19 protein-coding genes and 3 tRNA genes are annotated in these 23,113 nt (G+C 70.3%); 11 read left to right on the top strand and 11 right to left on the bottom strand.

Annotated features, from left to right (window positions below):
- Positions 1 to 29 precede the first annotated feature (29 nt).
- The 3 genes from ACSQ2D_RS18630 to ACSQ2D_RS18620 all read left to right on the top strand — a co-directional run bounded on the left by ACSQ2D_RS18630 (position 30) and on the right by ACSQ2D_RS18620 (position 3,504).
- Positions 30 to 1,265, top strand: a complete 1,236-nt coding sequence (locus ACSQ2D_RS18630) for a GAF domain-containing protein (RefSeq protein WP_435987400.1) — start codon at positions 30 to 32, stop codon at positions 1,263 to 1,265.
- A 251-nt stretch (positions 1,266 to 1,516) separates the two neighbouring features.
- Positions 1,517 to 3,040, top strand: a complete 1,524-nt coding sequence (gene exaC, locus ACSQ2D_RS18625; RefSeq protein WP_435987399.1) for an acetaldehyde dehydrogenase ExaC — start codon at positions 1,517 to 1,519, stop codon at positions 3,038 to 3,040.
- 14 nt (positions 3,041 to 3,054) lie between these two features.
- Positions 3,055 to 3,504 (top strand): DUF779 domain-containing protein, encoded by a 450-nt coding sequence (locus tag ACSQ2D_RS18620; RefSeq protein WP_435987398.1) that lies wholly within the window; start codon positions 3,055 to 3,057, stop codon positions 3,502 to 3,504.
- Between the two features lie 125 nt (positions 3,505 to 3,629).
- On the opposite strand, the gene ACSQ2D_RS18615 is transcribed toward ACSQ2D_RS18620, so the two are convergent.
- From ACSQ2D_RS18615 to ACSQ2D_RS18595, 5 genes are all read right to left on the bottom strand, one after another.
- Positions 3,630 to 4,355 carry a transporter substrate-binding domain-containing protein gene (locus ACSQ2D_RS18615; RefSeq protein WP_435987397.1) on the bottom strand — a complete coding sequence of 242 codons (726 nt, stop codon included), beginning with the start codon at positions 4,353 to 4,355 and terminating at the stop codon, positions 3,630 to 3,632.
- A gap of 4 nt (positions 4,356 to 4,359) precedes the next feature.
- Positions 4,360 to 5,052 carry a hypothetical protein gene (locus ACSQ2D_RS18610; protein ID WP_435987396.1) on the bottom strand — a complete coding sequence of 231 codons (693 nt, stop codon included), beginning with the start codon at positions 5,050 to 5,052 and terminating at the stop codon, positions 4,360 to 4,362.
- Positions 5,053 to 5,065: 13 nt separating this feature from the next.
- The gene (locus ACSQ2D_RS18605) at positions 5,066 to 5,869 is read right to left on the bottom strand and encodes a hypothetical protein (protein WP_435987395.1); all 804 of its coding nucleotides are present in this window, start codon (positions 5,867 to 5,869) and stop codon (positions 5,066 to 5,068) included.
- 9 nt (positions 5,870 to 5,878) lie between these two features.
- Positions 5,879 to 6,607, bottom strand: a complete 729-nt coding sequence (locus ACSQ2D_RS18600; RefSeq protein ID WP_435987394.1) for a hypothetical protein — start codon at positions 6,605 to 6,607, stop codon at positions 5,879 to 5,881.
- 171 nt (positions 6,608 to 6,778) lie between these two features.
- On the bottom strand, positions 6,779 to 9,115 hold the full coding sequence (locus tag ACSQ2D_RS18595; RefSeq protein ID WP_435987393.1) for a heterodisulfide reductase-related iron-sulfur binding cluster: 2,337 nt from the start codon (positions 9,113 to 9,115) through the stop codon (positions 6,779 to 6,781).
- 276 nt (positions 9,116 to 9,391) lie between these two features.
- Between ACSQ2D_RS18595 and cysK the strand changes: the two genes are divergently transcribed.
- The 3 genes from cysK (at position 9,392) to ACSQ2D_RS18580 (ending at position 11,396) form a co-directional block, all read left to right on the top strand.
- Positions 9,392 to 10,321, top strand: a complete 930-nt coding sequence (gene cysK / locus ACSQ2D_RS18590; RefSeq protein ID WP_435987392.1) for a cysteine synthase A — start codon at positions 9,392 to 9,394, stop codon at positions 10,319 to 10,321.
- Positions 10,322 to 10,390: 69 nt separating this feature from the next.
- Entirely contained in the window at positions 10,391 to 11,140 is a 750-nt protein-coding gene (cysE, locus tag ACSQ2D_RS18585; protein ID WP_435987391.1) for a serine O-acetyltransferase, read from the top strand.
- Between the two features lie 168 nt (positions 11,141 to 11,308).
- Positions 11,309 to 11,396, top strand: a tRNA-Ser gene (locus ACSQ2D_RS18580).
- 185 nt (positions 11,397 to 11,581) lie between these two features.
- Here the strand turns inward: ACSQ2D_RS18580 and ACSQ2D_RS18575 are convergent.
- Together ACSQ2D_RS18575 and ACSQ2D_RS18570 are read right to left on the bottom strand one after the other, a co-directional pair.
- Positions 11,582 to 12,184, bottom strand: a complete 603-nt coding sequence (locus ACSQ2D_RS18575; protein WP_435987390.1) for a hypothetical protein — start codon at positions 12,182 to 12,184, stop codon at positions 11,582 to 11,584.
- Complete coding sequence (locus ACSQ2D_RS18570) at positions 12,181 to 12,663, bottom strand: lactococcin 972 family bacteriocin (RefSeq protein ID WP_435987389.1); 483 nt, start codon at positions 12,661 to 12,663, stop codon at positions 12,181 to 12,183. Before ACSQ2D_RS18570 ends, ACSQ2D_RS18575 begins: the two co-directional genes overlap by 4 nt.
- A gap of 539 nt (positions 12,664 to 13,202) precedes the next feature.
- Here ACSQ2D_RS18570 and folP point away from each other — a divergent pair.
- Both folP and ACSQ2D_RS18560 read left to right on the top strand, forming a co-directional pair.
- Entirely contained in the window at positions 13,203 to 14,138 is a 936-nt protein-coding gene (gene folP / locus ACSQ2D_RS18565; RefSeq protein WP_435987878.1) for a dihydropteroate synthase, read from the top strand.
- A gap of 229 nt (positions 14,139 to 14,367) precedes the next feature.
- Positions 14,368 to 14,571, top strand: a complete 204-nt coding sequence (locus ACSQ2D_RS18560; protein ID WP_013491183.1) for a cold-shock protein — start codon at positions 14,368 to 14,370, stop codon at positions 14,569 to 14,571.
- Between the two features lie 101 nt (positions 14,572 to 14,672).
- On the opposite strand, the gene ACSQ2D_RS18555 is transcribed toward ACSQ2D_RS18560, so the two are convergent.
- Positions 14,673 to 16,196, bottom strand: coding sequence for an LCP family protein (locus ACSQ2D_RS18555; RefSeq protein WP_435987388.1), 1,524 nt, complete (start codon positions 16,194 to 16,196; stop codon positions 14,673 to 14,675).
- A 191-nt stretch (positions 16,197 to 16,387) separates the two neighbouring features.
- Here ACSQ2D_RS18555 and ACSQ2D_RS18550 point away from each other — a divergent pair.
- Positions 16,388 to 16,477: transfer RNA gene (locus tag ACSQ2D_RS18550), tRNA-Ser, on the top strand.
- A 168-nt stretch (positions 16,478 to 16,645) separates the two neighbouring features.
- On the opposite strand, the gene ACSQ2D_RS18545 is transcribed toward ACSQ2D_RS18550, so the two are convergent.
- Both ACSQ2D_RS18545 and ACSQ2D_RS18540 read right to left on the bottom strand, forming a co-directional pair.
- Positions 16,646 to 17,176 (bottom strand): DUF6328 family protein, encoded by a 531-nt coding sequence (locus tag ACSQ2D_RS18545; protein ID WP_435987387.1) that lies wholly within the window; start codon positions 17,174 to 17,176, stop codon positions 16,646 to 16,648.
- A gap of 203 nt (positions 17,177 to 17,379) precedes the next feature.
- Positions 17,380 to 19,224: a phosphoenolpyruvate carboxykinase (GTP) gene (locus tag ACSQ2D_RS18540; RefSeq protein ID WP_435987386.1), complete on the bottom strand. Its 1,845-nt coding sequence runs from the start codon at positions 19,222 to 19,224 to the stop codon at positions 17,380 to 17,382.
- 465 nt (positions 19,225 to 19,689) lie between these two features.
- Between ACSQ2D_RS18540 and ACSQ2D_RS18535 the strand changes: the two genes are divergently transcribed.
- Positions 19,690 to 19,762, top strand: a tRNA-Arg gene (locus tag ACSQ2D_RS18535).
- 125 nt (positions 19,763 to 19,887) lie between these two features.
- On the opposite strand, the gene ACSQ2D_RS18530 is transcribed toward ACSQ2D_RS18535, so the two are convergent.
- Positions 19,888 to 21,147, bottom strand: coding sequence for a threonine/serine ThrE exporter family protein (locus ACSQ2D_RS18530; protein ID WP_435987385.1), 1,260 nt, complete (start codon positions 21,145 to 21,147; stop codon positions 19,888 to 19,890).
- Positions 21,148 to 21,358: 211 nt separating this feature from the next.
- On the opposite strand from ACSQ2D_RS18530, the gene ACSQ2D_RS18525 reads away from it, so the two are divergent.
- The gene (locus ACSQ2D_RS18525; protein ID WP_435987384.1) at positions 21,359 to 23,113 is read left to right on the top strand and encodes an MFS transporter; all 1,755 of its coding nucleotides are present in this window, start codon (positions 21,359 to 21,361) and stop codon (positions 23,111 to 23,113) included.

Raw genomic sequence — 23,113 nt, 5'->3', positions numbered from 1 at the left:
GGACGTCGTGGTGCGTGCACAATCGGCCCATGCCCGTCGACGCGCACGCCGAGTCCGAGAGCAGCGGGGTCCGCGCCCACGTCGCCGACTCGTGGCTGCGCTCCGCCGCGGCCGGGGTGCAGGTCGACACCGTCGACGCCCCGATCACGCTCCCGGCGGACGCCCTGCGCGACCACCGCGAGGCGCACCCCCTGGCGCGCGTGTTCCCGCTGCTCGACGACGTGCTGGGGCAGGCGGCCCGCGACTGCGACGCCGTCATGGCCGTCTCCGACGCGTCCGGCCAGCTGCTCTGGGTGTGCGGCACCCCGAGCGTGCTGCGCCGCGCCGAGTCCATCGGCTTCGTCGAGGGCAGCAACTGGGACGAGCGCCTCGCGGGCACCAACGCCCCCGGCATGGCCCTGCGCCTCGACCAGTCGGTCAACGTCATCGGCGCCGAGCACTTCCGGCACTCCGTCCAGCGCTGGAGCTGCGCGGCCACGACGATCCACGACCCGTCCGACCAGAGCGTCCTCGGGGTCCTCGACATCACCGGCGGCGACGACATCGTCGTGCCGCAGACGATGGCCATGGTGCGCGCCGCGGCGCGGATGGCCGAGTCCGAGCTGGCCCGGGAGATGCTCGTCAGCGGCCGCGGTGCCCAGCCGGAGGCGACGGCGCGCGGGCTCTCGGTGCTCATGGAGTCGCTCGGCCGCAACGACGCCCTGCTGACCGTCGACGACGGCCGTGGCCACCGCCGGACGGTGCGCCTCAGCCCACGGCACAGCGAGATCCTGCTCCTGCTCGCCTCGGCGCCCCGTGGGCTCTCGGGTGACGAGCTCGCCGTTCTGCTCTACGAGGAGGACAGCAGCGCCTCGACGCTCCGGGTCGAGATGGGTCGGCTGCGCAGCCTGCTCGGGGAGGACCTCCTCGCCTCGCGGCCGTACCGGCTCGTCGCCGAGCTGTCGGGCGACTGGCTCGGCGTCGAGGCCCACCTCGCCGCGGGAGACGTCGCGAGTGCGATGCGGGCCTACCGGGGTCCCCTGCTGCCGCGGTCGACGGCCCCCGGAGTGGTCCGGCTGCGCGTGAGCGTCGAGGGCGACCTGCGGCGCGCGGTCCTCGGCAGCGGGCGGGCCGACCTCATGTCCGCGTGGACCCGCTCGGCCTCGGGGGCCGACGACTACGAGATGTGGCGGGCGCAGGCACGCGTGCTCGGCCCCGGATCCCCGCTCATGCCCCTCGTCCAGAACCAGATCCACCGCCTCGACCGCGAGCTCGGCCCCGCCTGACCCGCCCGGTTCGTGGCCTCTCGACGTCTCAAGTCACCCGTCGAGCGGCCACGAGTGGCCACGAGTGGCCGTCTTCCCAACGTCGAGAGGCCACGAGTGGCCGCCTTCCCAACGTCGAGAGGCCACAAACCGGGCGTATGCCGTCACTCCGCCACCCGGCATACGCCACGCAACGTGGTTGCAACGTTGCGCTGCCTACGGTCACGCCAACCCCTGGGAGGGGAACCACCAAGGATGTTGGGAGATCAACCATGACCGTCTACGCACCGCCCGGCTCACCGGACTCGCTCGTCACCGTCCTCGACCGCTACGGCCACTTCATCGGCGGCAACTGGGTCGACCCGAAGAAGGGCCTCTGGTTCGAGAACATCTCGCCGGTCAACGGCAAGCCGTTCTGCGAGGTCGCCCGCGGCACCGAGGAGGACATCGAGGCCGCTCTCGACGCCGCCCACGCCGCCGCACCCGCCTGGGGCCGGACGAGCCTCGGCGAGCGCTCGCTCATCCTCAACCGGATCGCCGACCGCATCGAGGCCAACCTCGAGTCGCTCGCCGTCGCCGAGACGTGGGAGAACGGCAAGGCCGTCCGCGAGACCCTCGCCGCAGACCTCCCGCTGGCCGTCGACCACTTCCGCTACTTCGCGGGCGTCCTTCGGGGACAGGAGGGTTCGAGCAGCGAGATCGACGAGAACACCGTCGCCTACCACTTCCACGAGCCGCTCGGCGTCGTCGGACAGATCATCCCGTGGAACTTCCCGATCCTCATGGCCGTGTGGAAGCTCGCCCCCGCCCTCGCCGCCGGCAACTGTGTCGTGCTGAAGCCGGCCGAGCAGACCCCGTGGTCGATCCTCAAGGTGGTCGAGCTCATCGGCGACCTGCTGCCCCCAGGCACGCTCAACGTCGTCAACGGCTTCGGCGTCGAGGCCGGCAAGCCGCTCGCCTCGAGCCCCCGCATCGCCAAGATCGCCTTCACCGGCGAGACGACGACGGGCCGCCTCATCATGCAGTACGCCAGCCAGAACATCATCCCCGTCACCCTCGAGCTCGGCGGCAAGAGCCCCAACGTCTTCTTCGACGACGTCGCGCAGGAGCGGGACGCCTTCTACGACAAGGCACTCGAGGGCTTCACGATGTTCGCCCTCAACCAGGGCGAGGTGTGCACGTGCCCGTCGCGTGCCCTCGTGCAGAGCTCGATCTACAGCGACTTCGTGCCCGACGCCGTGGCCCGCGTCGAGAAGATCAAGCAGGGCAACCCGCTCGACACCGAGACGACGATGGGCGCCCAGGCGAGCAACGACCAGCTCGAGAAGATCCTCTCCTACATGGACATCGGCCGTCAGGAAGGCGCCAAGATCCTCACCGGCGGCGACCGCAACGTGCTCGACGGCGACCTCGCCGAGGGCTACTACGTCGCGCCGACGATCTTCGAGGGCGACAACTCGATGCGGATCTTCCAGGAGGAGATCTTCGGTCCGGTCGTCTCGCTCACGAGCTTCGACGACGAGGCCGACGCGCTCTCGATCGCCAACGACACGCTCTACGGCCTCGGCGCCGGCGTGTGGACCCGCGACGGCTCGCGCGCGTACCGGATGGGTCGTGGCATCAAGGCCGGTCGCGTCTGGACGAACTGCTACCACCAGTACCCGGCGCACGCCGCGTTCGGTGGCTACAAGCAGTCGGGCATCGGCCGCGAGAACCACAAGATGATGCTCGACCACTACCAGCAGACGAAGAACCTCCTCGTCTCCTACTCGCCCGACGCGCTCGGGTTCTTCTGAGCGGGTCGGCCACCGTGGCCACCACGCCCCCAGAGACGGTCGCACCCGGTGAGCCATCGGCTTCCCCCAGCCGGGTCGACCTCACCGGTGAGGCGGCGGACCTGCTCCGTCGCCTCACCGGGATCCACGGTCCGCTGATGTTCCACCAGTCGGGTGGCTGCTGCGACGGCAGCTCTCCCATGTGCTTCCCGGCCGGTGACTTCATCACGAGCGAGGCCGACGTGCACCTGGCCGACCTCGCCGTCGACGGGGTCGAGGCGCCCATCGGCTTCTGGATGTCGGTCTCGCAGTACGAGTACTGGAAGCACACGCACCTCACCGTCGACGTCGTGAAGGGCCGCGGGAGCGGCTTCTCCGTCGAGGCGCCCGAGGGGGTGCGCTTCCTCATCCGCTCGCGACTGCTGACCGGCGAGGAGCTGGACGCCTTCGGCATCACCGCTCCGACCGTGGGCCGGGTCGGCTGAGCCGACGCGGCCGTGGAGGTTCGCACCCCTGTGCGGGGGTGCGGACCTCCACGTCGTCGCGGCCCGTCTTCCGGCGGTGCCCTGAGCCGTCAGGCGGGCGTGTGGCGTCAGGCGGGCGTATGCCGTCAGGCGGGCGGGGCGACCGCGGCGCCGGACTGCCCCGACCGCGCCAACGCATCGGCGACGAAGCCGCTGGCCTTGAGCTCCTCGACGAGGTCGCGCAGGAAGGCGACGGTCTCGGACGTGCGGGTCCGTGTCGTGCCGACGGCCTGCTCGATCTGCATGAACGCCTCGTCGACGACCCGCACGTCGTCGTGGCCCGCGGCGAAGGCCGTGACCGGCTCCCGGATGCCGGCACCGACCTCGAGCCCCTCGGTGACGAAGACGTCGACGCCCTCGTCGCCGCGCACGACGGTCGCGTGCGCCAGCGTGCGCGTGAGGAAGAGGTCGTAGGCCGAGCCCTGCTTGACCCCGACCCGGATGCCGTCGCGGTCGACGTCGGCGGCCGACCGCACGGGGGAGCCGACGGGCACGACGTAGACGCCCTCGATGACGACGTAGGGCGCCGTGAAGGCGACCTCGGTCGCCCGGGCCGGGTCGACGGCGAGGAAGCACAGGTCGGCCGCGCCCGTCGCCATGGCCTCGAACGATCGTCGCGCCGCGTCGAAGCAGACCAGCTCGACGGGCACACCGAGCCGCTCCCCGACGGCCTGCGCGATGTCGACGGTCACCCCGCTGGGTGCCTCCGGCGTGCCCTGGGCGAGCACGGGGTTGCCGAGGTTGATCGAGGCGCGCAGGACGCCTGTCGGCGCGAGGTCCTGGGCGATGGCGGGCGTCGGGGTCGCGTTCACCTGGTCAGGCTACGGCGTCCTTCCCACGGGTGGGCTTGCGGTAGAAGGCGATCCCGGGCACGGGCCGCTCGGCCTCGATGACGGCCGTGTCGGTGACCGAGATGCCGGGACCGGCGACGACGGCGAAGAAGACCGTCTGGCCGAGCACGACGTCGACCTCGGCGGGCTCCGCCTGGCCGTCCTTGACCATGACGAGGACGCCCTGTCGTTGCTGGCTCTGCCAGGCCCGGATGCCCTTGTCCGAGCTCGAGTCCGGCGCCGAGACGCGCACGACGCCCGTGGCGCCGGAGCCGTGGGCATCGGCCCACTCATAGGTCCCGGTGCACGTGAAGGCGTGGGAGTAGCCCGACTCGTTGACGAGGCGGTCGCTCGAGAAGAAGTCCTTCTCGCCCGAGACGGCGAAGGGTCGGGCGTGCGGGTCGGGGCAGTGCCACATGACCATGTCGCCCGCGTTGACGGTCACCTTCGGGGCGTCCGGCACGAAGGCCTTGCCCTCGGCCCGCACGGTGACGAGCGTCTGGGCCATCTCGCCGCGCTTGGGTGAGTCACCCTCGACGACGACGACGTACGGGTGGTCCTGGGCCATGGCGGCGGTGCCGGCGTGGCCGATCGCGTAGGCGTAGGTGCCGGGCCTCATGAACCGCTGCCCGTAGCAGTCGGTCTGGCGCAGCGCCCTGCTGTCGAAGTGGTCGCTCATGGTTCCGCCCTCCTCAGGCGCTGATGTCGGCGCTGAGGACGAGCTCGTCCTCGGGCGCGTTGTGCTGGACCTCGGCGCCGATGGCGTCGATGTGGACCGAGACGGCCGGGTCGATCGCCGACGTCGCCGGCAGCACCTCGAACCACTCGGGCTGCTCGTAGATCGGGAAGCGGGTGCCCGAGATGAACGGCGTGATGATCGGCCCGAGCCAGCCGGTGAGACCGGCGATCCCGATGGCCGCGGTGACGGCGATGGCGAGACCGGCGAGGAACGGTCCGATGAGCGGCACCCACGCGACGGCGGCCGCGACGGCGAGCCCGATGCCGGCGACGATCGCCGCGGTCCCCGGGCCGAAGGCGAGGCTCGGCACGCCCTGGACGATCCCCTCGACCTTCCACAGGCCGCCGACGAGCGCCACGGACAGCCCGAGGTCGACGGTGGCCCGCACGAAGTCGCCGAACGACACGGGCACCGAGACGGTGGGCCACGTGATGTCGATCCGCGGCGTGCAGACCGTACCGACGCACGGGATGTCGATGCAGACCTGGGGGATGTGGATCTCGGGGAGGAAGTCGCCGAGGTCGAGCGACAGCGTGGCGCTCGCGCTCCAGTCGAGGCGCAGGTCGGCGACCCGGATGGTGCCCGGCGGGATGAGGTCGACGGAGCCGTTGCTCAGGGTGCCGCTCACGGAGTAGCTGACCGCGAACGGCCCGAGGCTGGACGAGCCGCTCGTCGACTGCGGGCCGAGCCCGGCGACGACGGTGTCGAGGAAGTCGTTGGCCGCACCCTCGTCGATGGCGGCGATGATCTCGGACATGGTGGTCTCCTAGAGGTTGCCGCGGGCGAGCACGCGGTCGATGTCGATGAGCGGGCCGACCGTCGGGGTCAGCGTGAAGGCGCCGACGCGCAGGGCCGAGACCGGGACGCGGATCGTCGTGAGGACGGCGCGGAGCATCTGGCCGATGAGGCACTCGAGCACCGACTCGAGGTCGTTCGGCGCGACGTCGACGAGCTCGACCGCGTCGACGGCGAAGCCGAGTGCCGGCTGCCCGTCGAGCGTCGTCCCGACGAGGTGCCCGACGGCATACAGCTCGACGGACGTGCACACGGGGTTCTGCGCCTTGCCCGGCTTGTCGTCCCAGCGCGGGTCGTCCGGCTCGTTCGGGTGGTCCCCGCCATGGTCCCCGTGCGGATCCTGGGGGTCGTGCGGGTCGTCCTTCGGGTCGTGCCGGTCCTTCGGGCAGTCGACGCAGATCCGGACCTTCGTCGACACGCTGAACTGCCCCGGCCCGAGTGTCAGCTCGGGCGGGAGCGGCGTGTCCTCGTCGTAGAGGTCGAGGTGGGGCACGGCGAAGCGCACGTGCCACTGGATCCCTCCGGTGCCGGGGAAGAGGATCGGTGGCATCTGCGTGTCGTTGACGTCCGAGACCGGCACGAAGGCCGGCGACCCGTACGACAGCAGGTGTGGTCTGGCGGTGCACAGCGCCGTCACGAGGTCGTTGAGGGCTGACTCCTCGGCGGAGACGAAGACCTCGGAGGTGTCGGTCAGGCTCATGGGTTCCCCCCGGTGCTCGGCCCGGCTGCGGTGCGCCGGCTGCAGGGAGTCAGTGGTGCCGGCGCGACCCGCTGATACACGCCGACGCCGCCGGACGGCATACGCGAAGGCCCCCTCCGCGGGTGCGGAGGGGGCCTTCGTCAGGCAGCGGGCGTATGCCGTCCGGCGCGGTCAGGCGACCGGTGCGGGCTCCGGGTCCGGCTGGGGCTCAGGCGTTTCCGCCTCGTCGGGCTCCCCACCGCCGTCGCCGCGACGCACGGCGGCGAGCAGCATCTGGGCGACGTCGACGACCTCGACGGCGTCGGTGGCCTTGCCGTCCTGGATCGCGGCGTTGAGTCCGTCGGAGAGCATGACCTTGCAGAACGGGCAGCCGACGGCGATGCGCTCGGCGCCCGTCGCGAGGGCCTCCTCGGTGCGGTTGGTGTTGATCCGCGTGCCGAGCTTCTCCTCCATCCACATGCGCGCGCCACCGGCGCCGCAGCAGAAGGACTTCTCCTTGCTGCGCTCCATCTCGGCGTACTCGACGCCGGGCAGGATCTGGAGCAGCTCGCGCGGCGGCGCGTAGACCTGGTTGTGGCGGCCGAGGTAGCAGGGGTCGTGGTAGGTGACCTTGGCGCCGGTCGACGCCGCACCGGTGGCCACGGCGTCACCCGGGCGGGCGACGGGGGTCAGGCGCTTCTCGCGGACGAGGCGGTTGAGCAGCTGCGTGTGGTGCAGCACCTCGTACTGTCCGCCGAGCTGCGGGTACTCGTTCTTGATGGTGTTGAAGCAGTGCGCGCACGTGACGACGATCTTCGTCGCGCCGACCTCGTTGAGGGTCTCGACGTTCTGCTGGGCGAGCATCTGGAAGAGGAACTCGTTGCCGGCGCGGCGGGCCGAGTCGCCGGTGCAGGCCTCGCCGTCACCGAGGACGGCGAAGGAGACGCCCGCGGTGTCGAGCAGCTCGGCGACGGCGCGGGTCGTCTTCTTGGCGCGGTCCTCGTAGGCGCCGGCGCAGCCGACCCAGAAGAGGTAGTCGACCTCGGAGAGGTCCTCGACGTCCTGCCCGACCTGCTTGACCTCGAAGGGGAGGTCCTTGGCCCAGTCCATCCGCAGGCGCGGCGCGAGTCCCCACGGGTTGGAGTTCTTCTCGAGGTTCTTGAAGAGGCCGTTGAGCTCGGCGGGGAAGGCCGACTCGATGAGGTTCTTGTAGCGACGCATGTCGACGATGGCGTCGACGTGCTCGATGTCGACCGGGCACTGTTCGACGCAGGCGCCGCACGTCGTGCACGACCACAGCACGTCCTCGTCGATGACGGCGTCGGGCCCGTGCGGGTTGTAGGCCTGGAGCGGGTGGCGGATGTCGTAGCCGGTCTCACCGACGAGCTGCTCGGTCGCGACCGCACCCTTGGTGGCGTCGCTGAAGCCCTCGGCCGACTCGATGCCGCCCGCGCGCACCTCCTCGGAGGCGAGCAGCCACGGGGACTTGGCGTGCGCGTGGTCGCGCAGCGTCATGACGAGCAGCTTGGGGGAGAGGGGCTTGTCCGTGTTCCAGGCCGGGCACTGGCTCTGGCAGCGCCCGCACTCGGTGCACGTCGTGAAGTCGAGCAGGCCCTTCCACGTGAAGTCCTCGACCTTGCCGACGCCGAGCGCGGCGTCCTCGTCGAGCTCGTCGACGTTCTCGAAGTCGAGCGGCTTGCCGTCGACCTTGATCGGCTGGAGCTCGCCGAGGCTCGTGCGGCCGTCGGCGTGGCGCTTGAAGAAGATGTTGAAGAAGGCGAGGAAGCGGTGCCAGGCGACACCCATCGTCGGCTGGAGCGCGATGGTGATCATCCACGCGAAGGAGATGAGGATCTTGATCGCGGCGATGACGACGATGAGGTTCTCGATGGCGCCGACCGACAGGCCGGTGAAGAAGTTGCCGATCCAGCCCGTCAGCGGGAAGTGGAGCGCGGTGTCCATGCCGGTGCCGGTCTTGCGGGCGAGGGTCCACTCGAGCGCGCGGAGCAGGCCGATGCAGAGCGTGACGCCGAGGATCGTCAGCTCGACGTAGTAGGCCTGCCACCACGTGGAGCCGAAGAAGCGGCTGCGGCGCCCGTCCTCACCGGCGGCGGAGCGCGGGTGGTTCTTCTGGCGGATCGCCATGAGCACGAGGATGCTGATGAAGCCCGCGAAGGCGAAGAAGTCGGTGATCCACTCGTAGGGGAAGAAGTGGCCGATGACCGGCAGCACGAACTCCGGCGCGAAGAGCTGGCCGAACGCGTTGAGCAGGGTGAAGAAGAGGACGCCGAAGCTGACCATCGTGAACCAGTGCGCGATCGCGACGACCGGCAGCCGCGACATGCGCGTGTGGCCGAGGAACTCGCGCAGCAGCGTGCGGGTGCGGGCTCCCTTGTCGTCGCCGCGGTCCTCGGGCTGGCCGAGGCGGAAGGTCGCGAGGAAGTGGTTGACCGTCTTGACGAGCAGGGCGACGGCGACAGCGGTGACGCCGAGGCACACGACGACGGCGACGATCTGGAGCGCACTCATGCCGGGGAGTCTACTGACGCGTGAGCAAGCGCTTAGTGATTGTGACGGCCGTCGCGGCGTGACGCTCGTCCCCTTCGTCCCGCGGTGGGCGGCATGCGCCGGCGGGGTAGGAGGGAGGCCGTATGCCGTGTGGCCGGCTCAAGGGACGCCCGGATCATGGGCGCGGGCTTGGCAACGGATAACGACGTGTTGGAATATGCATAACGAGAACTCGGTTGTCGGAGACAATCGAGGCGACAGACCGCTCCGCCATACCCAGCCGAAAGGGCTCCAGCAATGCCGATCTACGACGACGTGACCAAGCTGATCGGCAACACGCCGCTCGTGCGCCTCAACAAGGTCACCGACGGGGCGCAGGCGACCGTCGCCGCCAAGCTCGAGTTCTACAACCCCGCCAACTCCGTCAAGGACCGCATCGGCGTCGCGATCATCGACGCGGCCGAGGCGAGCGGGCAGCTCGAGCCCGGCGGCACCATCGTCGAGGCCACGTCGGGCAACACCGGCATCGCTCTCGCCATGGTCGGCGCGGCCCGCGGCTACAAGGTCGTGCTGACGATGCCCGAGTCGATGAGCAAGGAGCGCCGCGCGCTGCTGCGTGCCTTCGGAGCCGAGCTCGTCCTCACCGACCCGTCGACCGGCATGAAGGGTGCGGTCGCCAAGGCCGACGAGATCGCCGCCGAGCGCGGCGGCGTGCTCGCCCGCCAGTTCGCCAACGAGGCCAACCCGGAGATCCACCGCAAGACCACCGCGGAGGAGATCTGGAAGGACACCGACGGCGAGGTCGACATCGTCGTCGCCGGCATCGGCACGGGCGGCACCATCACCGGTGTCGGCCAGGTGCTCAAGGCCCGCAAGCCGAGTGTCCAGATCATCGCCGTCGAGCCCGAGGAGTCCCCGATCCTCAACGGCGGCCAGCCCGGTCCGCACAAGATCCAGGGCATCGGCGCCAACTTCGTCCCCGAGATCCTCGACACCGAGGTCTACGACGAGGTCATCGACGTCAACGCCGAGACCTCCGTGAAGTGGGCCCGTCGCGCCGCGACCGAGGAGGGGCTGCTCGTCGGCCTCTCGTCCGGCGCCGCCATCGCCGCCGCCGTCCAGGTCGCCCAGCGCCCCGAGAACGCCGGCAAGACGATCGTCGTCATCATCCCGTCGTTCGGCGAGCGCTACCTGTCGACGATCCTCTTCGAGGGTCTCGTCGACTGACGTCGTCCCGTCAGCCCGGGTCCGCCCGGGTCCGCCCGCCCCACCTGCATCGCCACCGAGGAGTCGTGCATGAGCACCGCACCACAGATCGACCACGAGCCCAGGCCGGCCGAGAAGCCGCTGACGCTCGTGCGCGGTGACGGCGCGGCCGAGGCGGTCGGGGTGACCGGGGAGCCGGCGGCGACTGCGACCTCCCACGCAGCCGCCGTCGTCCCCGGCGAGCGGTCGTATGCCGGCCCGCTCGGCCGCGTGTGGAAGCTCGCCGACCGCGTCCTCGAGGACGTCGACGGCGCGATCGAGCGCGACCCCGCGGCCGGCTCACGGCTCGAGATGGTCCTGACGTCGCCCGGCCTGCACGCCATCTGGGCGCACCGCGGGCTGCACGAGCTGTGGAAGCGCCCGGGTGGGCGGCTTCCGGCTCGGGTGCTCGCGACGGTGGCGCGCTCGATCACGGGCGTCGAGATCCACCCGGCGGCCCGGCTCGGGCGGCGCTTCTTCATCGACCACGGCATGGGCGTCGTCATCGGCGAGACCGCCGAGGTGGGCGACGACGTCATGATCTACCACGGCGTCACCCTCGGCGGCCGGTCCATGGAGCACGTCAAGCGTCACCCGACGGTCGGCAACCGCGTGACGATCGGCGCCGGCGCTCGCGTCCTCGGGCCGATCCGCGTCGGTGACGACGTCCAGATCGGCGCGAACTCCGTCGTCGTCAAGGACGTCCCCGCGGGGGCCGTGGCGACGGGCATCCCGGCGGTCATCCGGTTCCCGAAGCGCGACGCCACCAACCAGTGGCTCGACCCGGCGATGTACATCTGACCCATCCGCTCGGTGATGGTTGCCGACTGGTGCTGCACATGGTCCTGCGTCCGGCGGCGTGAGGACCCCACCAGAGGCAGCACCATGCCGCGCATCACGACGCGCGAAGGCCGTCGCCGGGATGATTCGGACGGGTGGGGAGGCCGCGGCTAGACTTCCGCGGACACTGGAGGGCTCGCATAGTGGCCGAGTGCGGCGGTCTTGAAAACCGCTATGGGTTCACAGCCCATCGTGGGTTCGAATCCCACGCCCTCCGCAAACTGCTCCGTCGGCGCGGAGCGCCTTCGGAGCCGTTGCGGAGGCGTGAGATGAAGGGGAGCGCTGGGCCCGGGCGAGGAACGAGCCGGGTACCAGCGCGGAGTCCCACGCCCTCCGCGAACCGCTCCGTCGGCGCGGAGTCCCACGCCCTCCGCGCGTTGCGGAGTCTCGCGCCGTTGGCGATCAGGACGGAGCGCGTCGTCCCTCGTGGTCGAGGCCGTTGCGTCCTGCCAGGGCGACACGGGCCACGAGCGCCAAGGCCAGCCCGACGGCAGCCCCGTAGACGAGGGCCCGGGTGTCGGACGTGCTGAGTCCGCCGACGCCGGACGTCCGTCGTGCGTCCACGACCATGAGGGCCGGTGCGACGAGGGCCGCGGGCAGCGCCGTCCAGGTCGGGCGCCGGGCCAGGTGCCCGAGCAGCCCGAGCACCGGTCCGGCGAGGATGGCCGCCGCAGACCAGAGCGCGATCGCGTCCCACTCGAGCCAGGGCGTGATGCCGACCGCCGCCTTGGCGAGGTACCACGCGAGGACCGCGACGAGGAGCCCGCCCGTCGCGGTCAGCGCCGACGCGCGCACCGTCGGGACGGCATACCCGAGCACGAGCCCGAAGAGCGCCCAGGCCCACGGGGCTCCCATGAAGGTGCTGACGACCCTCAGCCACGGCAGGCCGGGGTCGGGGCGCAGCGACAGCGGGCCGTAGCCGGAGGCGAGGGCTCCGAGCAGCACCGAGCCGGCGCCGAGGAGGACGGCGGCGACGAGGACGCGCCGGCCCACGACGGCGTTCACGGGTAGACGCCCCAGTAGACCTTGCACGTGACGCCGATGCCGATGGACTCGGCGATGTGCGCGTCGGCGTACTCGAACTGCCAGGCGTAGACCTTCTTCGTCGTGCTCATCGCCGCGGTCGCCGAGTGGTAGTCGTAGATGTTGTAGTACTTCGACCAGCAGTGCTTGTAGCCGTTCTCGTCGTACGAGCCGTACGTCCACACACCGCCGCCGACGTCCTGGCGCCCGGACGAGGACTGGGGTCCAGACGTCAGGGACGTCGTGGACGACGTTCCATGGGTGGACGGGCCGGGTGCGCCGAGCTCCAGCCACCCACCGATGACCCGACCGGAGCTGTCGACGACGGTGCCGGAGCGGGGAGACGCGGGCGAGTGTCCGGCGGGGCCGGTTGCAGCGGCCGAGACGGTCATCGACATCGGGGTCGCGGCGAGCGCGGCGGCGAGGGCCGTGGCCGCGACGAGGCGGCGAGTCTGAGGCATGCGCCGATCAAAGCGTGACGCGGGCCCGGCTGCCACCGGAGACGTCGTGCTTGGGCCGCTGCACCGGGTCCGGGCATGAAAAAAGGGCCTCCGGAGATCCGGAGTCCCTTTTGTTCTCATGCACTGGCCTCGACGGTGAGCCCAGCGGTTGCACGCGCTCTCAGAGCAGGCCGAGCCTCTCCTCGAACGTCGTGCTGGAGTTGTACTGACCGACCGGCATGGACGTGGACGGACGGTTCATGGCCGCGAAGAACGACACGATGTACGACATCTCTGTATTCAGTTTCCTTGGTGACTGGGCCCGCTGACGCGTCGTCGCGAACCCGGTTGGTCGACCATCATTGCGGGACGATCAGGACCGACAGACCACCCGCGACCCGGCCGGGAGCGTGGCCGGGCCGTGGGCGATGTCTGCTCCACAATGGTAACAGTTCCGCAACCATGCCCGTGACACTCGTTGACCTTTGCGCGACCCCATGAGATACGACAGTGTGACCAGACATTCCGGCTCGGATCCCGCGCCCGACACCGCCGAGATCCTGAGCCGGCTGGCCCCGCTCCAGCTCCCGTCCGCGAGTCCTCTCGTCCTACGGGACCGGCGCTTCGACGCCGCGTCGCCTGCCGTCATGGCCATCGTCAACCGGACCCCTGACTCCTTCTTCAGCGGCAACCGCCACGCCGACCTCGAGTCGGCGAAGGCGGCCCTCGAAGAGGCGGTCGAGCGCGGCGCCGACCTCGTCGACGTCGGTGGTGTGCGCGCCGGGCAGGAGGGTGAGGTGGTCGATGCCGACGAGGAGATCCGGCGCGTCGTGCCGTTCCTGCAGTGGGCACGGACCGCGCACCCGGAGGTCCTCCTGAGCCTCGACACGTGGAGGTCGGAGGTGGCCCGCGAGGCGGCCGGCGTCGTCGACCTCGTCAACGACACGTGGGCCGGGCACGACCGGAACCTCGTCCACGTCGCGTCGGACATCGGCGCCGGCTACGTCATCTCACATACCGGCGGCCTTCCGCCCCGGACGGATCCGGTCGACGTCACCTACGGCGACGACCCCCTCGACGTCGTGCGGGACGTCGTGCGCACCCTGGCCGACGGTGCCCGCGCGGCCGAGCGGGCCGGCATACCTCGTGAGCGCATCCTCGTCGACCCGACGCTCGACTTCGGCAAGACCACCGCCCACTCGCTCGAGGTGCTGCGGCACACAGCTGACATCGCAGCCCTGAACTACCCTGTGCTGCAAGCGATGTCGCGCAAGGACTTCGTCGGGGAGTCGCTCGACCTGCCGGCCGAGGAGCGCCTCGAGGGCTCGCTCGCGGCCACGGCGGTCGCGGCCTGGCTCGGGGCCACGGTCTTCCGTGCGCACGACGTCAGGGCGACCCGTCGCGTCGTCGACATGGTGGCCACGATCCGTGGCGACCGACCCCCACGGCTCGCGCTCCGCGGCACGCCGCGTGACGGCGCGACGAACGGTTCCTGAACGCACAAAATCTGGTCCCGTCCGACGGGCCGAACGGCCGGTATTCTGCTAGGTTCGTCGCGGTTGCAGTTGCAGTTCCTCGTAGTCGAGCAGGTGCCCGTCATCCGCAACGGTGACGGGATTTCTTTTCGGCATCGGTGGGTTCGCGCCCGTCGAGTGGAGTCAAAGCGGCAGCTTGGGATGCGCGAGGTGCGTTGTCCCACACGCTAAAGAAGGAAGAGTTACCCGTATGGCACAGGGCACCGTCAAGTGGTTCAACGCTGAAAAGGGCTTCGGCTTCATCGCCCAGGACGGCGGCGGCCCCGACGTTTTCGTCCACTACTCGGCCATTCAGTCGAACGGTTACCGTTCGCTGGACGAGGCGCAGCGAGTCGAGTTCGAGGTCACGCAGGGTCCCAAGGGCCCGCAGGCCGACGCAGTTCGTCCGCTCTGATCACTCGAGCAACAGCAACGAGCGACACCAACCTCAGTCGTTTGTGACAAAGCCCCCGGCCATCGGCCGGGGGCTTTGTTGTGGGTCGGCGGTCCTACGGGTCAGCAGGTCTCGTAGGACTCGGTGCTCGACGTCGTCGGGGTCTTCGTCTTCGTCGGCGTGCTCGTCGAGGAGGGCTTGGGCGTGGCCGGCTTCGGCGGCGCGATGCCCTTCTGGACGAGCTCGCGGATGAGGTCGTAGTCGGGGTCGTTGGAGTAGATCTTCTGCTTCTGCGTCAGGGCCACGCTCGTGATCTTCGACTTCTGCACGCGCTCGACGAGCTCGACGAACGCCGGGAGGTTCTGCACCGGGATGTCGGTGTAGATGTTGTCCTTGAGGATGCTCGCGACCTCGGGGTACTTCGTGACCATCTGGGCCGGGTTGACCTGCTGGACGATTGCCTGGACGACGCAGCGCTGGCGCATCTGGCGGAAGGTGTCGCTGTCGGCGGCGCGGGTGCGGGCGTACCAGAGGGAGTGGTAGCCGTCGAGGTGCTGGCGGCCGGGCTCGAAGTAGCCCTTGACGCCGAAGATGCTGCCGTCAGCGGCGTGCTCGCCGCCGATCGTCAGCTTCGTGCCGTAGCCGCTCAGCTTGACGTTGATGTCGAGTCCGCCCATGGCGTCGATGAGGCGCGAGAAGCCCTTGAGGTCGACGACGACCATCTGGTCGACCTCGAGCCCGGTGATCTCCTGGACGGCTCCGCGCAGCTCGACGCGGCCCGGCTGGTCGCCGGCCGGGTAGGCGCCCGGGTGGGCCTTCGCGTAGTTCTCGGCGTCGACGTAGAGGTTGGTCAGCATGCACTGGCCGGCGCCCTGGTCGCAGGCGCTGTCGGGCGAGCCGAACTGGCCCGACGGGTAGATGGCGCGCAGCGGGCTCTTCGGCGCGAGGGGCGCCTTGAGCAGGTTGCGGGGCATCGAGATGAGGGCCGTGCGCCCGGTCTTGGTGTCGACGCTCGCGAGGATCATCGAGTCGGTGCGGATGCCGATGCGGTCGGCGCCGGCGTCTGAGCCGAGCAGCAGGATGTTGACGCGGGCCTGGTCGGCCCACGGGTCCTCGCCCTCGGAGACCTGGGCGCCGGCTCCGGGGGTCGTGGGGGTCTTGCCGAAGACCTGCGCCACGGTGCTCTGCGTGATCGTGGCGTACTCGGCGAACTTGAACGACGAGCCGGCGACGAGGAAGACCATCAGGGTGGTGAAACCGGCGAGGAGGCGCGTGCGGGCGCGGTCGAGCCGCGTCGGGCGCGACTGGACGGCAGTGAGGATGATCGAGCCGCACCAGAGGATGCCGCCGATGACGAACACGACGGCGAGCGTCTGCAGCACCGTGGGGCGCGCGACGATCGACAGCGCGGCGTTCGTCACACCGCTTCGCATCACGTAGTACGCGCCCACGCCGAGGCTGACGATCGCGAGAGCGAGCAGCAGCCAGCCGAACGTGCGGCTACGGGTCTGGGTCAGGCCTGCTCCGGGGACGACGGTGCCGAGGGCGGTGAGCCCGACGGCGCGACGGAAGCCTGACTTGAGCTCGCGTCGCAGCGCCTCGCGGGTCGGGGGCGCAGCCGGACCTCGCGTGTTCGGGTAGGTCATGGAGTCCTCTCTGCATCGGCCCGTGCGCACGAGCCGATGCACATTGTGCCCTGCCAACCTGATATATGCCGCATCGAGTTGGGTAAGGCGCCCGGCGGCGTCCACCCCCGGTTTGGGTCGGGCCCACCCGTGCCGGTAGCCTGTGCTCGCCCGTGCATCCGACGTCGCCTCGGCGGCCTCGTCGCGGGCACGGAGGCGTCGCATAGTGGCCTAGTGCGCCCGCCTGCTAAGCGGGTTGAGGATAAAACCTCTCGCGGGTTCAAATCCCGCCGCCTCCGCCAACGAAGAAGGACCCCCGACACGCTTTTCGTCGGGGGTCCTTCTTCGTTATCGAACGCGTGGGATGTGGGAGGAGCCGCGACGGCGTCCCGCCGCCTCCGCCCCGAGCGTGTCCACAGAACGTGGCCTCTCGACGGTTGGGAGGCGGCAGAACGTGGCCTCTCGACGGTTCAGGAGGAGGAGGGGCTCCCGTCCGTGCTCGCGCCGTCCTCGCCCTTCAGGTGCTCGCGCGCGCTGCCCTTCTTCGACAGCGGCACGCCGACCCACAGGGCCAGCCCGAGCACGCCCAGCGCGCCGCCGAACCAGAACGCGGCCGTGTGCGACATCAGCACGTCGAGCACGAGCACGACGCCCCCGATGATGCCGAGCCCGAGCGTGAACAGGCCCACGCTCATGAGGCGGTCGGTGTAGGTGACGATGAAGTCCTTGAGCCCGTCGCGGAAGAGGGTGCGGTGCAGCGCGACGGGAGCCGTGAAGACGATGACGCTCACGGCGGCGGCCATGAGGGTGAAGACGTAGATGCCCCGCTGCAGGTCGCTCAGGGTCGTGAAGCGCTGCTGGAACGGGATGGTCAGCAGGAAGGCGAAGAGGATCTGGACGCCGGCCTGGGCGATGCGCAGCTCCTGCAGCTGCTCACCGAAGTTGCGATCGATCCGCTCGGCCTCGGTCTCGTCGCGGGTGTAGGGGTGTGAGTCGCTCATGGCCAACCTGTACCCCACGAAGGCCACCTGACGACAGGGGGCGGTATGCCGCGTGCTCGGCGACACGGCATACGCCCTCGGTGCCGGGTGGGCTCCACGCCGCCAGGGACCCCCGGCATGACGGAGGGCCCGGCACCGTGAGGTGCCGGGCCCTGCATCACGTCGTCCGCCGCCCGCCGGCCAGCAGGCGGTGGACCGACCTCTCAGCGCTCGCTGACGCGGGCCTTGAGGGCGTCGAACTCGGACCACAGCTCCGCGGGGAGCTGGTCGCCGAACGTGTCGAACCACTCCTGGATGAGGGGCAGCTCCTTCTCCCAGTCGGCCGCGTTGACCTTGACGGCCTTGGCGACCTGCTCGGGCGTCATGTCGAGCCTGTCGATGTCGATGGCGCCCTCGGTCGGCACGAACCCGATCGGGGTCTCCACGGCATCGGCGTCGCCCTCGAGGCGCTCGATGACCCACTTGAGGACCCGGCTGTTCTCGCCGAACCCGGGCCAGAGGAAGGAGCCGTCCTCCTCGTCGCGACGGAACCAGTTGACGCCGAAGATGCGGGGGAGCTTGGAGGCGTCCGCGCTCTTGCCGATCTCGAGCCAGTGGTTCATGTAGTCGCCGGCGTGGTAGCCGATGAAGGGGAGCATCGCCATCGGGTCGCGGCGCACGACGCCGACGGCGCCGGTCGCGGCAGCGGTGGTCTCCGAGGAGAGCGTCGCGCCGATGAAGGTGCCGTGCTGCCAGTCGCGCGACTCGTAGACGAGCGGCACGGTCGTCTTGCGGCGGCCGCCGAAGAGGATCGCGTCGATCGGGACGCCGTCGGGGTTGTCGTACTCCGGGGCGATCATCGGGCACTGCGACGCCGGGGTGCAGAAGCGGCTGTTGGGGTGGCTCGAGAGCGTCCCCGCCTTGCCGTCCTCGGGCGTCCAGCTGTTGCCGTGCCAGTCGGTGAGGTGTGCCGGCGGCTCGTCGGTCATGCCCTCCCACCACACGTCGCCGTCGTCGGTCAGGGCGACGTTGGTGAAGACCGAGTTGCCCTTCTCGATGGTGGCCATCGCGTTGGGGTTGGTCGACTCGCCCGTGCCGGGGGCGACGCCGAAGAGCCCGAACTCCGGGTTCACGGCGTAGAGGCGGCCGTCCTCACCGAAGCGCATCCAGGCGATGTCGTCGCCGACCATCTCGGCCTTCCAGCCGGGAACGGTGGGTGTGATCATCGCGAGGTTCGTCTTGCCACAGGCGGACGGGAAGGCGGCCGCGATGTAGTGGACGGACCCCTTGGGCGAGGTGAGCTTGAGGATGAGCATGTGCTCGGCCATCCAGCCCTCGTCGCGGGCGATCGCGGAGGCGATGCGCAGCGAGTAGCACTTCTTGCCGAGGAGGGCGTTGCCGCCGTAGCCGGAGCCGTAGCTCCAGATCGTGCGCTCCTCGGGGAAGTGGACGATGTACTTCGTGTCGGAGCACGGCCACTTCACGTCGGCCTGGCCCTCGGCGAGCGGGGCACCGACCGAGTGGAGCGCCGGCACGTAGTCGGCGTTCGTCTCCTCGATCTTGTGGAGCACCTTGTCGCCGCAGCGGGCCATGACGAGCATCGAGACGACGACGTAGGCGGAGTCGGTGATCTCGACACCGAACATCGGGACCTTGGCGTCGAGGTGACCCATGACGAACGGGATGACGTACATGGTGCGGCCCTGCATGCTGCCGCGGTACAGCTCGGTCATCCGAGCCTTCATCTCGTCGGGCGCCATCCAGTTGTTGGTGGGCCCGGAGTCCTTCTCGTCGACGGAGCAGATGTAGGTCTGCCCCTCGACGCGCGCGACGTCACTGGGGTCGGAGGCGCAGTAGAAGGAGTTCGGCTTCTTGCTCTCGTTGAGCCGCACGAACGTGCCGGCCTCGACGAGCTGGTCGGTCAGCTCGGTCCACTCCTCGGCGGAGCCGGTGATCCAGCGGATGTCGCGCGGCTGCGTCAGCTCGGCGACCTGCTCGACCCACGCGGCAAGTCCCGCGTGCGTCGTGTGTGTCTGTTTCTCGTGGGTCGTGGTCAACTCGGGGCCCATCCCTTCGCGCGCGGTGCCGCCCGGCACCACGTCGTGCCGGTGTGAAGCTGCTCCGCAGGTGGATCCTGGGCGAGCCCGGATCGGGCCGCAGGTGTCCACATGCTGAACAGATGACGTGATGACTTCAAGGTACGCGCCGCCGTGGCCACCGTTGACCGCATGCGGGCGCCGGAGCGGTGAGACGCCTCACATGGCCTCGGTGCCGCAAGAAATACGACGATCCGTTGTCGGTTTCTTGCAGGAATTTCAGTACTCCCCAGTACCGGGCCGGGTGTCGTCGCGGCCTCCTCCGGAGCCACGGGCGTATGCCGTCCGCTGCCCCCTGCGCGCCGGTGCGGGCTGGGTGCGGGCGGGGTGCGGGCGGGCTGTCCGGCCGCTCCCGCGGGGCTCGGGCCGGGGCCGATTTCGTGGATGCGGACCCGAGGCGCTAAGGTAACTTTTCGTTCCTCCGAGTGACGGAACGACGCACCCGTAGCTCAACGGATAGAGCATCTGACTACGGATCAGAAGGTTTGGGGTTCGAATCCCTACGGGTGCACTCTGTGTTGAGACAGAACCTTGGGCCCTGACCCGCAGCAATGCGGATCGGGGCCCTTTGTCGTGTCCGCCCCGACCCGGTCGCGTCGTGCTCGGCCGACCACGCGGTCTCCCGACCGACCCGAGTCAGCCGCGGGCCGTCGGCGCGGCGGACGGGTGAGCACGGCCGGTGGTCGAGGGGAGGCGCTCGGTCGCGAGCACGCCGATGGCGAGCGCGATCGCGACGGAGGGCATCTGGACGAGGAAGTCTCGGAGGTCCGCGAACCCGGAGATGATGTCGTCGCCGAGGAGGGCCGTGGCGCCGCGCAGGCCCAGGCCCCCGACCGTGAGCACGAAGAACCCGCCGAGGAGGAGCACGAGCCGCGGCGGGCGACCCGGCGGCCTGGAGGCGATCCCCGCGAAGGCGCCGAGAGCGATGCCGGCCAGGAGGGTGCCGGTGATGTCACCCACGAGCCGCGTGGCGCCCTGCTGGACGAGGAAGGTGCCGATGACGGTCGGGACGAGCCACGGCAGAGCCGCGAGCGGGGCGTTGAACGCGAGGACGAGACCCACCGAGAACGGCACCCACGCCAGCACGACGGCGATGAACGGGAGGGTGGGCTCGACCGGGGTCTCCGTCAGGAGACGGTCGTTGCCCGTGATCTCGGCGGCCGCTGCGATGCCGACGACGATCAGGGCGAGGACGAGCGCGGCGTAGACGAGCCGCGTGGCGCCGGACGTGATGCGGCCGGCGATGAGCTCCGCTGCGGCAGCCGAGAGGTAGTCGCCCGGGACGACGATGAAGAGCGCCGGGACGACGACGAGCACGACCCCGGTCCTCGTCGCGAGGCCGGTCAACAGGAGCGCGGCGATCAGCGTCAGGACGAAGGCGCCGATGAAGGGGGTCAGCGCCTCGAGGCGACGCCCTTCCAGTGACACGAGCAGCACCCCCATGACGGTGCCCAGGATGACGGTCGCCGCGACCTCACCCGTGGTGGCCACGACGCTGGGTGCGAAGCCGACCGTGAAGAGCACGACGCCGACGACCCGCAGCCACCACGGCCACCGAGGGGCGCTGCGCTCGACCGTGTCGAGACGGCGGGAGGCCTCGGGGAGCGTCAGGCCCTGCTCGACGTCCGAGACGAGGGCCTCGAGCTCCACGACCTGGTCCAGTCGTGACAGGCCGGGCGTGGACCTCACGACCGCGACGCGGGCGGAGTCGCCCGTGCCGACGTCCGTGAGCAGCACCTGCTCGGGGAGCACGAGCATCTCGACGTCCACGCCGAACGCGCGGGAGACACGGCCCACTGCACGCTCGAGCATGACGACGCCCTCGCCGCTCGAGCGCAGGAGCAGCGCCGCGATCCTCACCGTGACGCCGAACGGGTCCGCACCGGCCTGGTCCACGCGGCCAGCCTCGGGCGCCACGCCACGGACGTCGTCACTCGCGCGGAATGAGGCGCGGAACGAGACGTGGAATGAGACAGGACGCCACGCGCCGGCCGGCTCCGGCGGAGGGGGGCGTGCTGCCCCGGCACGGCTCACCGGGCCCTCGGTGGCCCGCGTTCATCCTGTGGGGGTGACGCGGACGGGACTGCGGTGGGCGGACGCTGATCCCGTGTCGACCTCACCCGCCCGGACCGGTGCCGGAATGGTTCTCGTCCTGCTGGCGTCGGGGCAGTTCGTCATGACCCTGGACAGCTCGGTCATGAACGTCTCGATGGCCGTCGTCGCGAGCGACCTCGGCACGACGATCAGCGGCATCCAGACCGCCATCACGCTCTACACGCTCGTCATGGCCACGATGATGATCACCGGCGGCAAGATCGGCACGATCATCGGCCGGCGGCGCGCGTTCGGCATCGGCCTCGTCATCTACGCGGCAGGGTCGCTGACGACGGCGCTCGCGCCGAACCTGCCGGTGCTGCTCTTCGGCTGGTCGCTGCTCGAGGGACTCGGCGCGTCGCTCATCATGCCCGCGATCGTGGCGCTCGTCGCCGCCAACTTCCCCGCCGAGCGACGGGCCGCCGCGTACGGTCTCGTGGCCGCGGCGGGCGCCATGGCCGTCGCCGCCGGGCCGCTCATCGGTGGCGCCGTGACCACCTTCGCGTCGTGGCGCTACGTGTTCGCCGGTGAGGTCGTCATCGTCCTCGTCATCCTCGTCTTCCTGCGCAAGATGGCCGACGTGCCGGCGACGCCGGCCAGGATCGACTACGTCGGGTCGCTGCTGTCCGTGGTCGGGCTGGGATCGATCGTCTACGGCGTGCTGCGCACGAGCGACTGGGGCTGGGTCGCTGCCAAGCCCGGCGCCCCCGAGGTCCTCGGGGCGTCGCCGTCGATCTGGCTCATCGTCCTCGGCATGCTCGTGGTCTTCGGCTTCATGCGGTGGGAGAACCACCTCGTGCGGATCGGCTCCGAACCCCTCCTGCGGCCCGTGCTGCTGCGCAACCGTGGCCTCGTCGGTGGGCTGACGATGTTCTTCTCGCAGTACCTCGTCCAGGCCGGCATCTTCTTCGCCGTGCCGCTCTTCCTCTCGGTGGTGCTCGAGCTGGACGCGCTGCAGACGGGGCTGCGCATCCTGCCGCTCTCGTTCGCGCTGCTCGTGTCGGCAGCGGGCATCCCCAAGATCTGGCCCAGGGCCAACCCCCGACGCGTCGTGCGCGTCGGCCTGTTGTCGGTGCTCGCCGGGGTCCTCGTGCTCGTCGGCGGGATGGACCCCGGCGCCAACGCCGGGGTCGTCGCCATCCCGATGCTCCTCATCGGGCTGGGCCTCGGTGCCCTGTCGTCGCAGCTCGGCAGCGTCACCGTCTCGTCGGTGCCCGACTCGGAGAGCGCCGAGGTCGGCGGACTCCAGAACACCGGCACGAACCTCGGCGCGTCCCTGGGCACCGCCCTCGTGGGCTCGGTGCTGCTCGCGACGCTGACGACCTCGGTCATCGCCGGCGTCCAGACCAACCCGGACGTCCCGACCGAGGTCAAGGCCCAGGCCACGACCCAGCTCGCCGGCGGGGTGCCGTTCATCTCCGACAAGCAGCTGACGGAGGCCCTCGAGCAGGCCGGGGTCGACGAGACGCAGGCGGCCGCGATCCTCGAGGTCAACGCGAGCGCTCGTCTGGACGCGCTCCAGGAGGCCTTCGGGGTGACCGCCCTGCTGACGGCGGGTGCCCTCTTCTTCACCGGGCGCATCCCGCGTCGCGCCCCGGGCGACGACGGGCCGCCCGAGGGAGACGAGGACGACGAGGACGACGAGGACGACGAGGACGACGAGGACGACGAGGACGACGAGGACGACGAGGACGACGAGGACGGTGCCATGGAGCCCGAGACCGAGGCGACCGGCCCGGCGCACGGGTCCGGGCGCGGGGAGGCGTGA

It is taken from the genome of Terrabacter sp. LjRoot27 (genome assembly GCF_964254175.1).
GTDB lineage: Bacteria > Actinomycetota > Actinomycetes > Actinomycetales > Dermatophilaceae > Terrabacter.
This window is presented reverse-complemented; position numbering and strand designations above follow the sequence as displayed.

What these genes read in the sequence shown, in the direction of transcription:
- ACSQ2D_RS18570 (WP_435987389.1), bottom strand. Translation starts at nt 12,663, where the DNA reads ATGCCTCAGACTCGCCGCCTCGTCGCGGCCACGGCCCTCGCCGCCGCG.
- ACSQ2D_RS18560 (WP_013491183.1), top strand. Translation starts at nt 14,368, where the DNA reads ATGGCACAGGGCACCGTCAAGTGGTTCAACGCTGAAAAGGGCTTCGGC.
- ACSQ2D_RS18605 (WP_435987395.1), bottom strand. Translation starts at nt 5,869, where the DNA reads ATGTCCGAGATCATCGCCGCCATCGACGAGGGTGCGGCCAACGACTTC.
- ACSQ2D_RS18630 (WP_435987400.1), top strand. Translation starts at nt 30, where the DNA reads ATGCCCGTCGACGCGCACGCCGAGTCCGAGAGCAGCGGGGTCCGCGCC.
- exaC (WP_435987399.1), top strand. Translation starts at nt 1,517, where the DNA reads ATGACCGTCTACGCACCGCCCGGCTCACCGGACTCGCTCGTCACCGTC.
- ACSQ2D_RS18555 (WP_435987388.1), bottom strand. Translation starts at nt 16,196, where the DNA reads ATGACCTACCCGAACACGCGAGGTCCGGCTGCGCCCCCGACCCGCGAG.
- ACSQ2D_RS18545 (WP_435987387.1), bottom strand. Translation starts at nt 17,176, where the DNA reads ATGAGCGACTCACACCCCTACACCCGCGACGAGACCGAGGCCGAGCGG.
- ACSQ2D_RS18600 (WP_435987394.1), bottom strand. Translation starts at nt 6,607, where the DNA reads ATGAGCCTGACCGACACCTCCGAGGTCTTCGTCTCCGCCGAGGAGTCA.
- cysK (WP_435987392.1), top strand. Translation starts at nt 9,392, where the DNA reads ATGCCGATCTACGACGACGTGACCAAGCTGATCGGCAACACGCCGCTC.
- ACSQ2D_RS18595 (WP_435987393.1), bottom strand. Translation starts at nt 9,115, where the DNA reads ATGAGTGCGCTCCAGATCGTCGCCGTCGTCGTGTGCCTCGGCGTCACC.
- cysE (WP_435987391.1), top strand. Translation starts at nt 10,391, where the DNA reads ATGAGCACCGCACCACAGATCGACCACGAGCCCAGGCCGGCCGAGAAG.
- ACSQ2D_RS18610 (WP_435987396.1), bottom strand. Translation starts at nt 5,052, where the DNA reads ATGAGCGACCACTTCGACAGCAGGGCGCTGCGCCAGACCGACTGCTAC.
- ACSQ2D_RS18540 (WP_435987386.1), bottom strand. Translation starts at nt 19,224, where the DNA reads ATGGGCCCCGAGTTGACCACGACCCACGAGAAACAGACACACACGACG.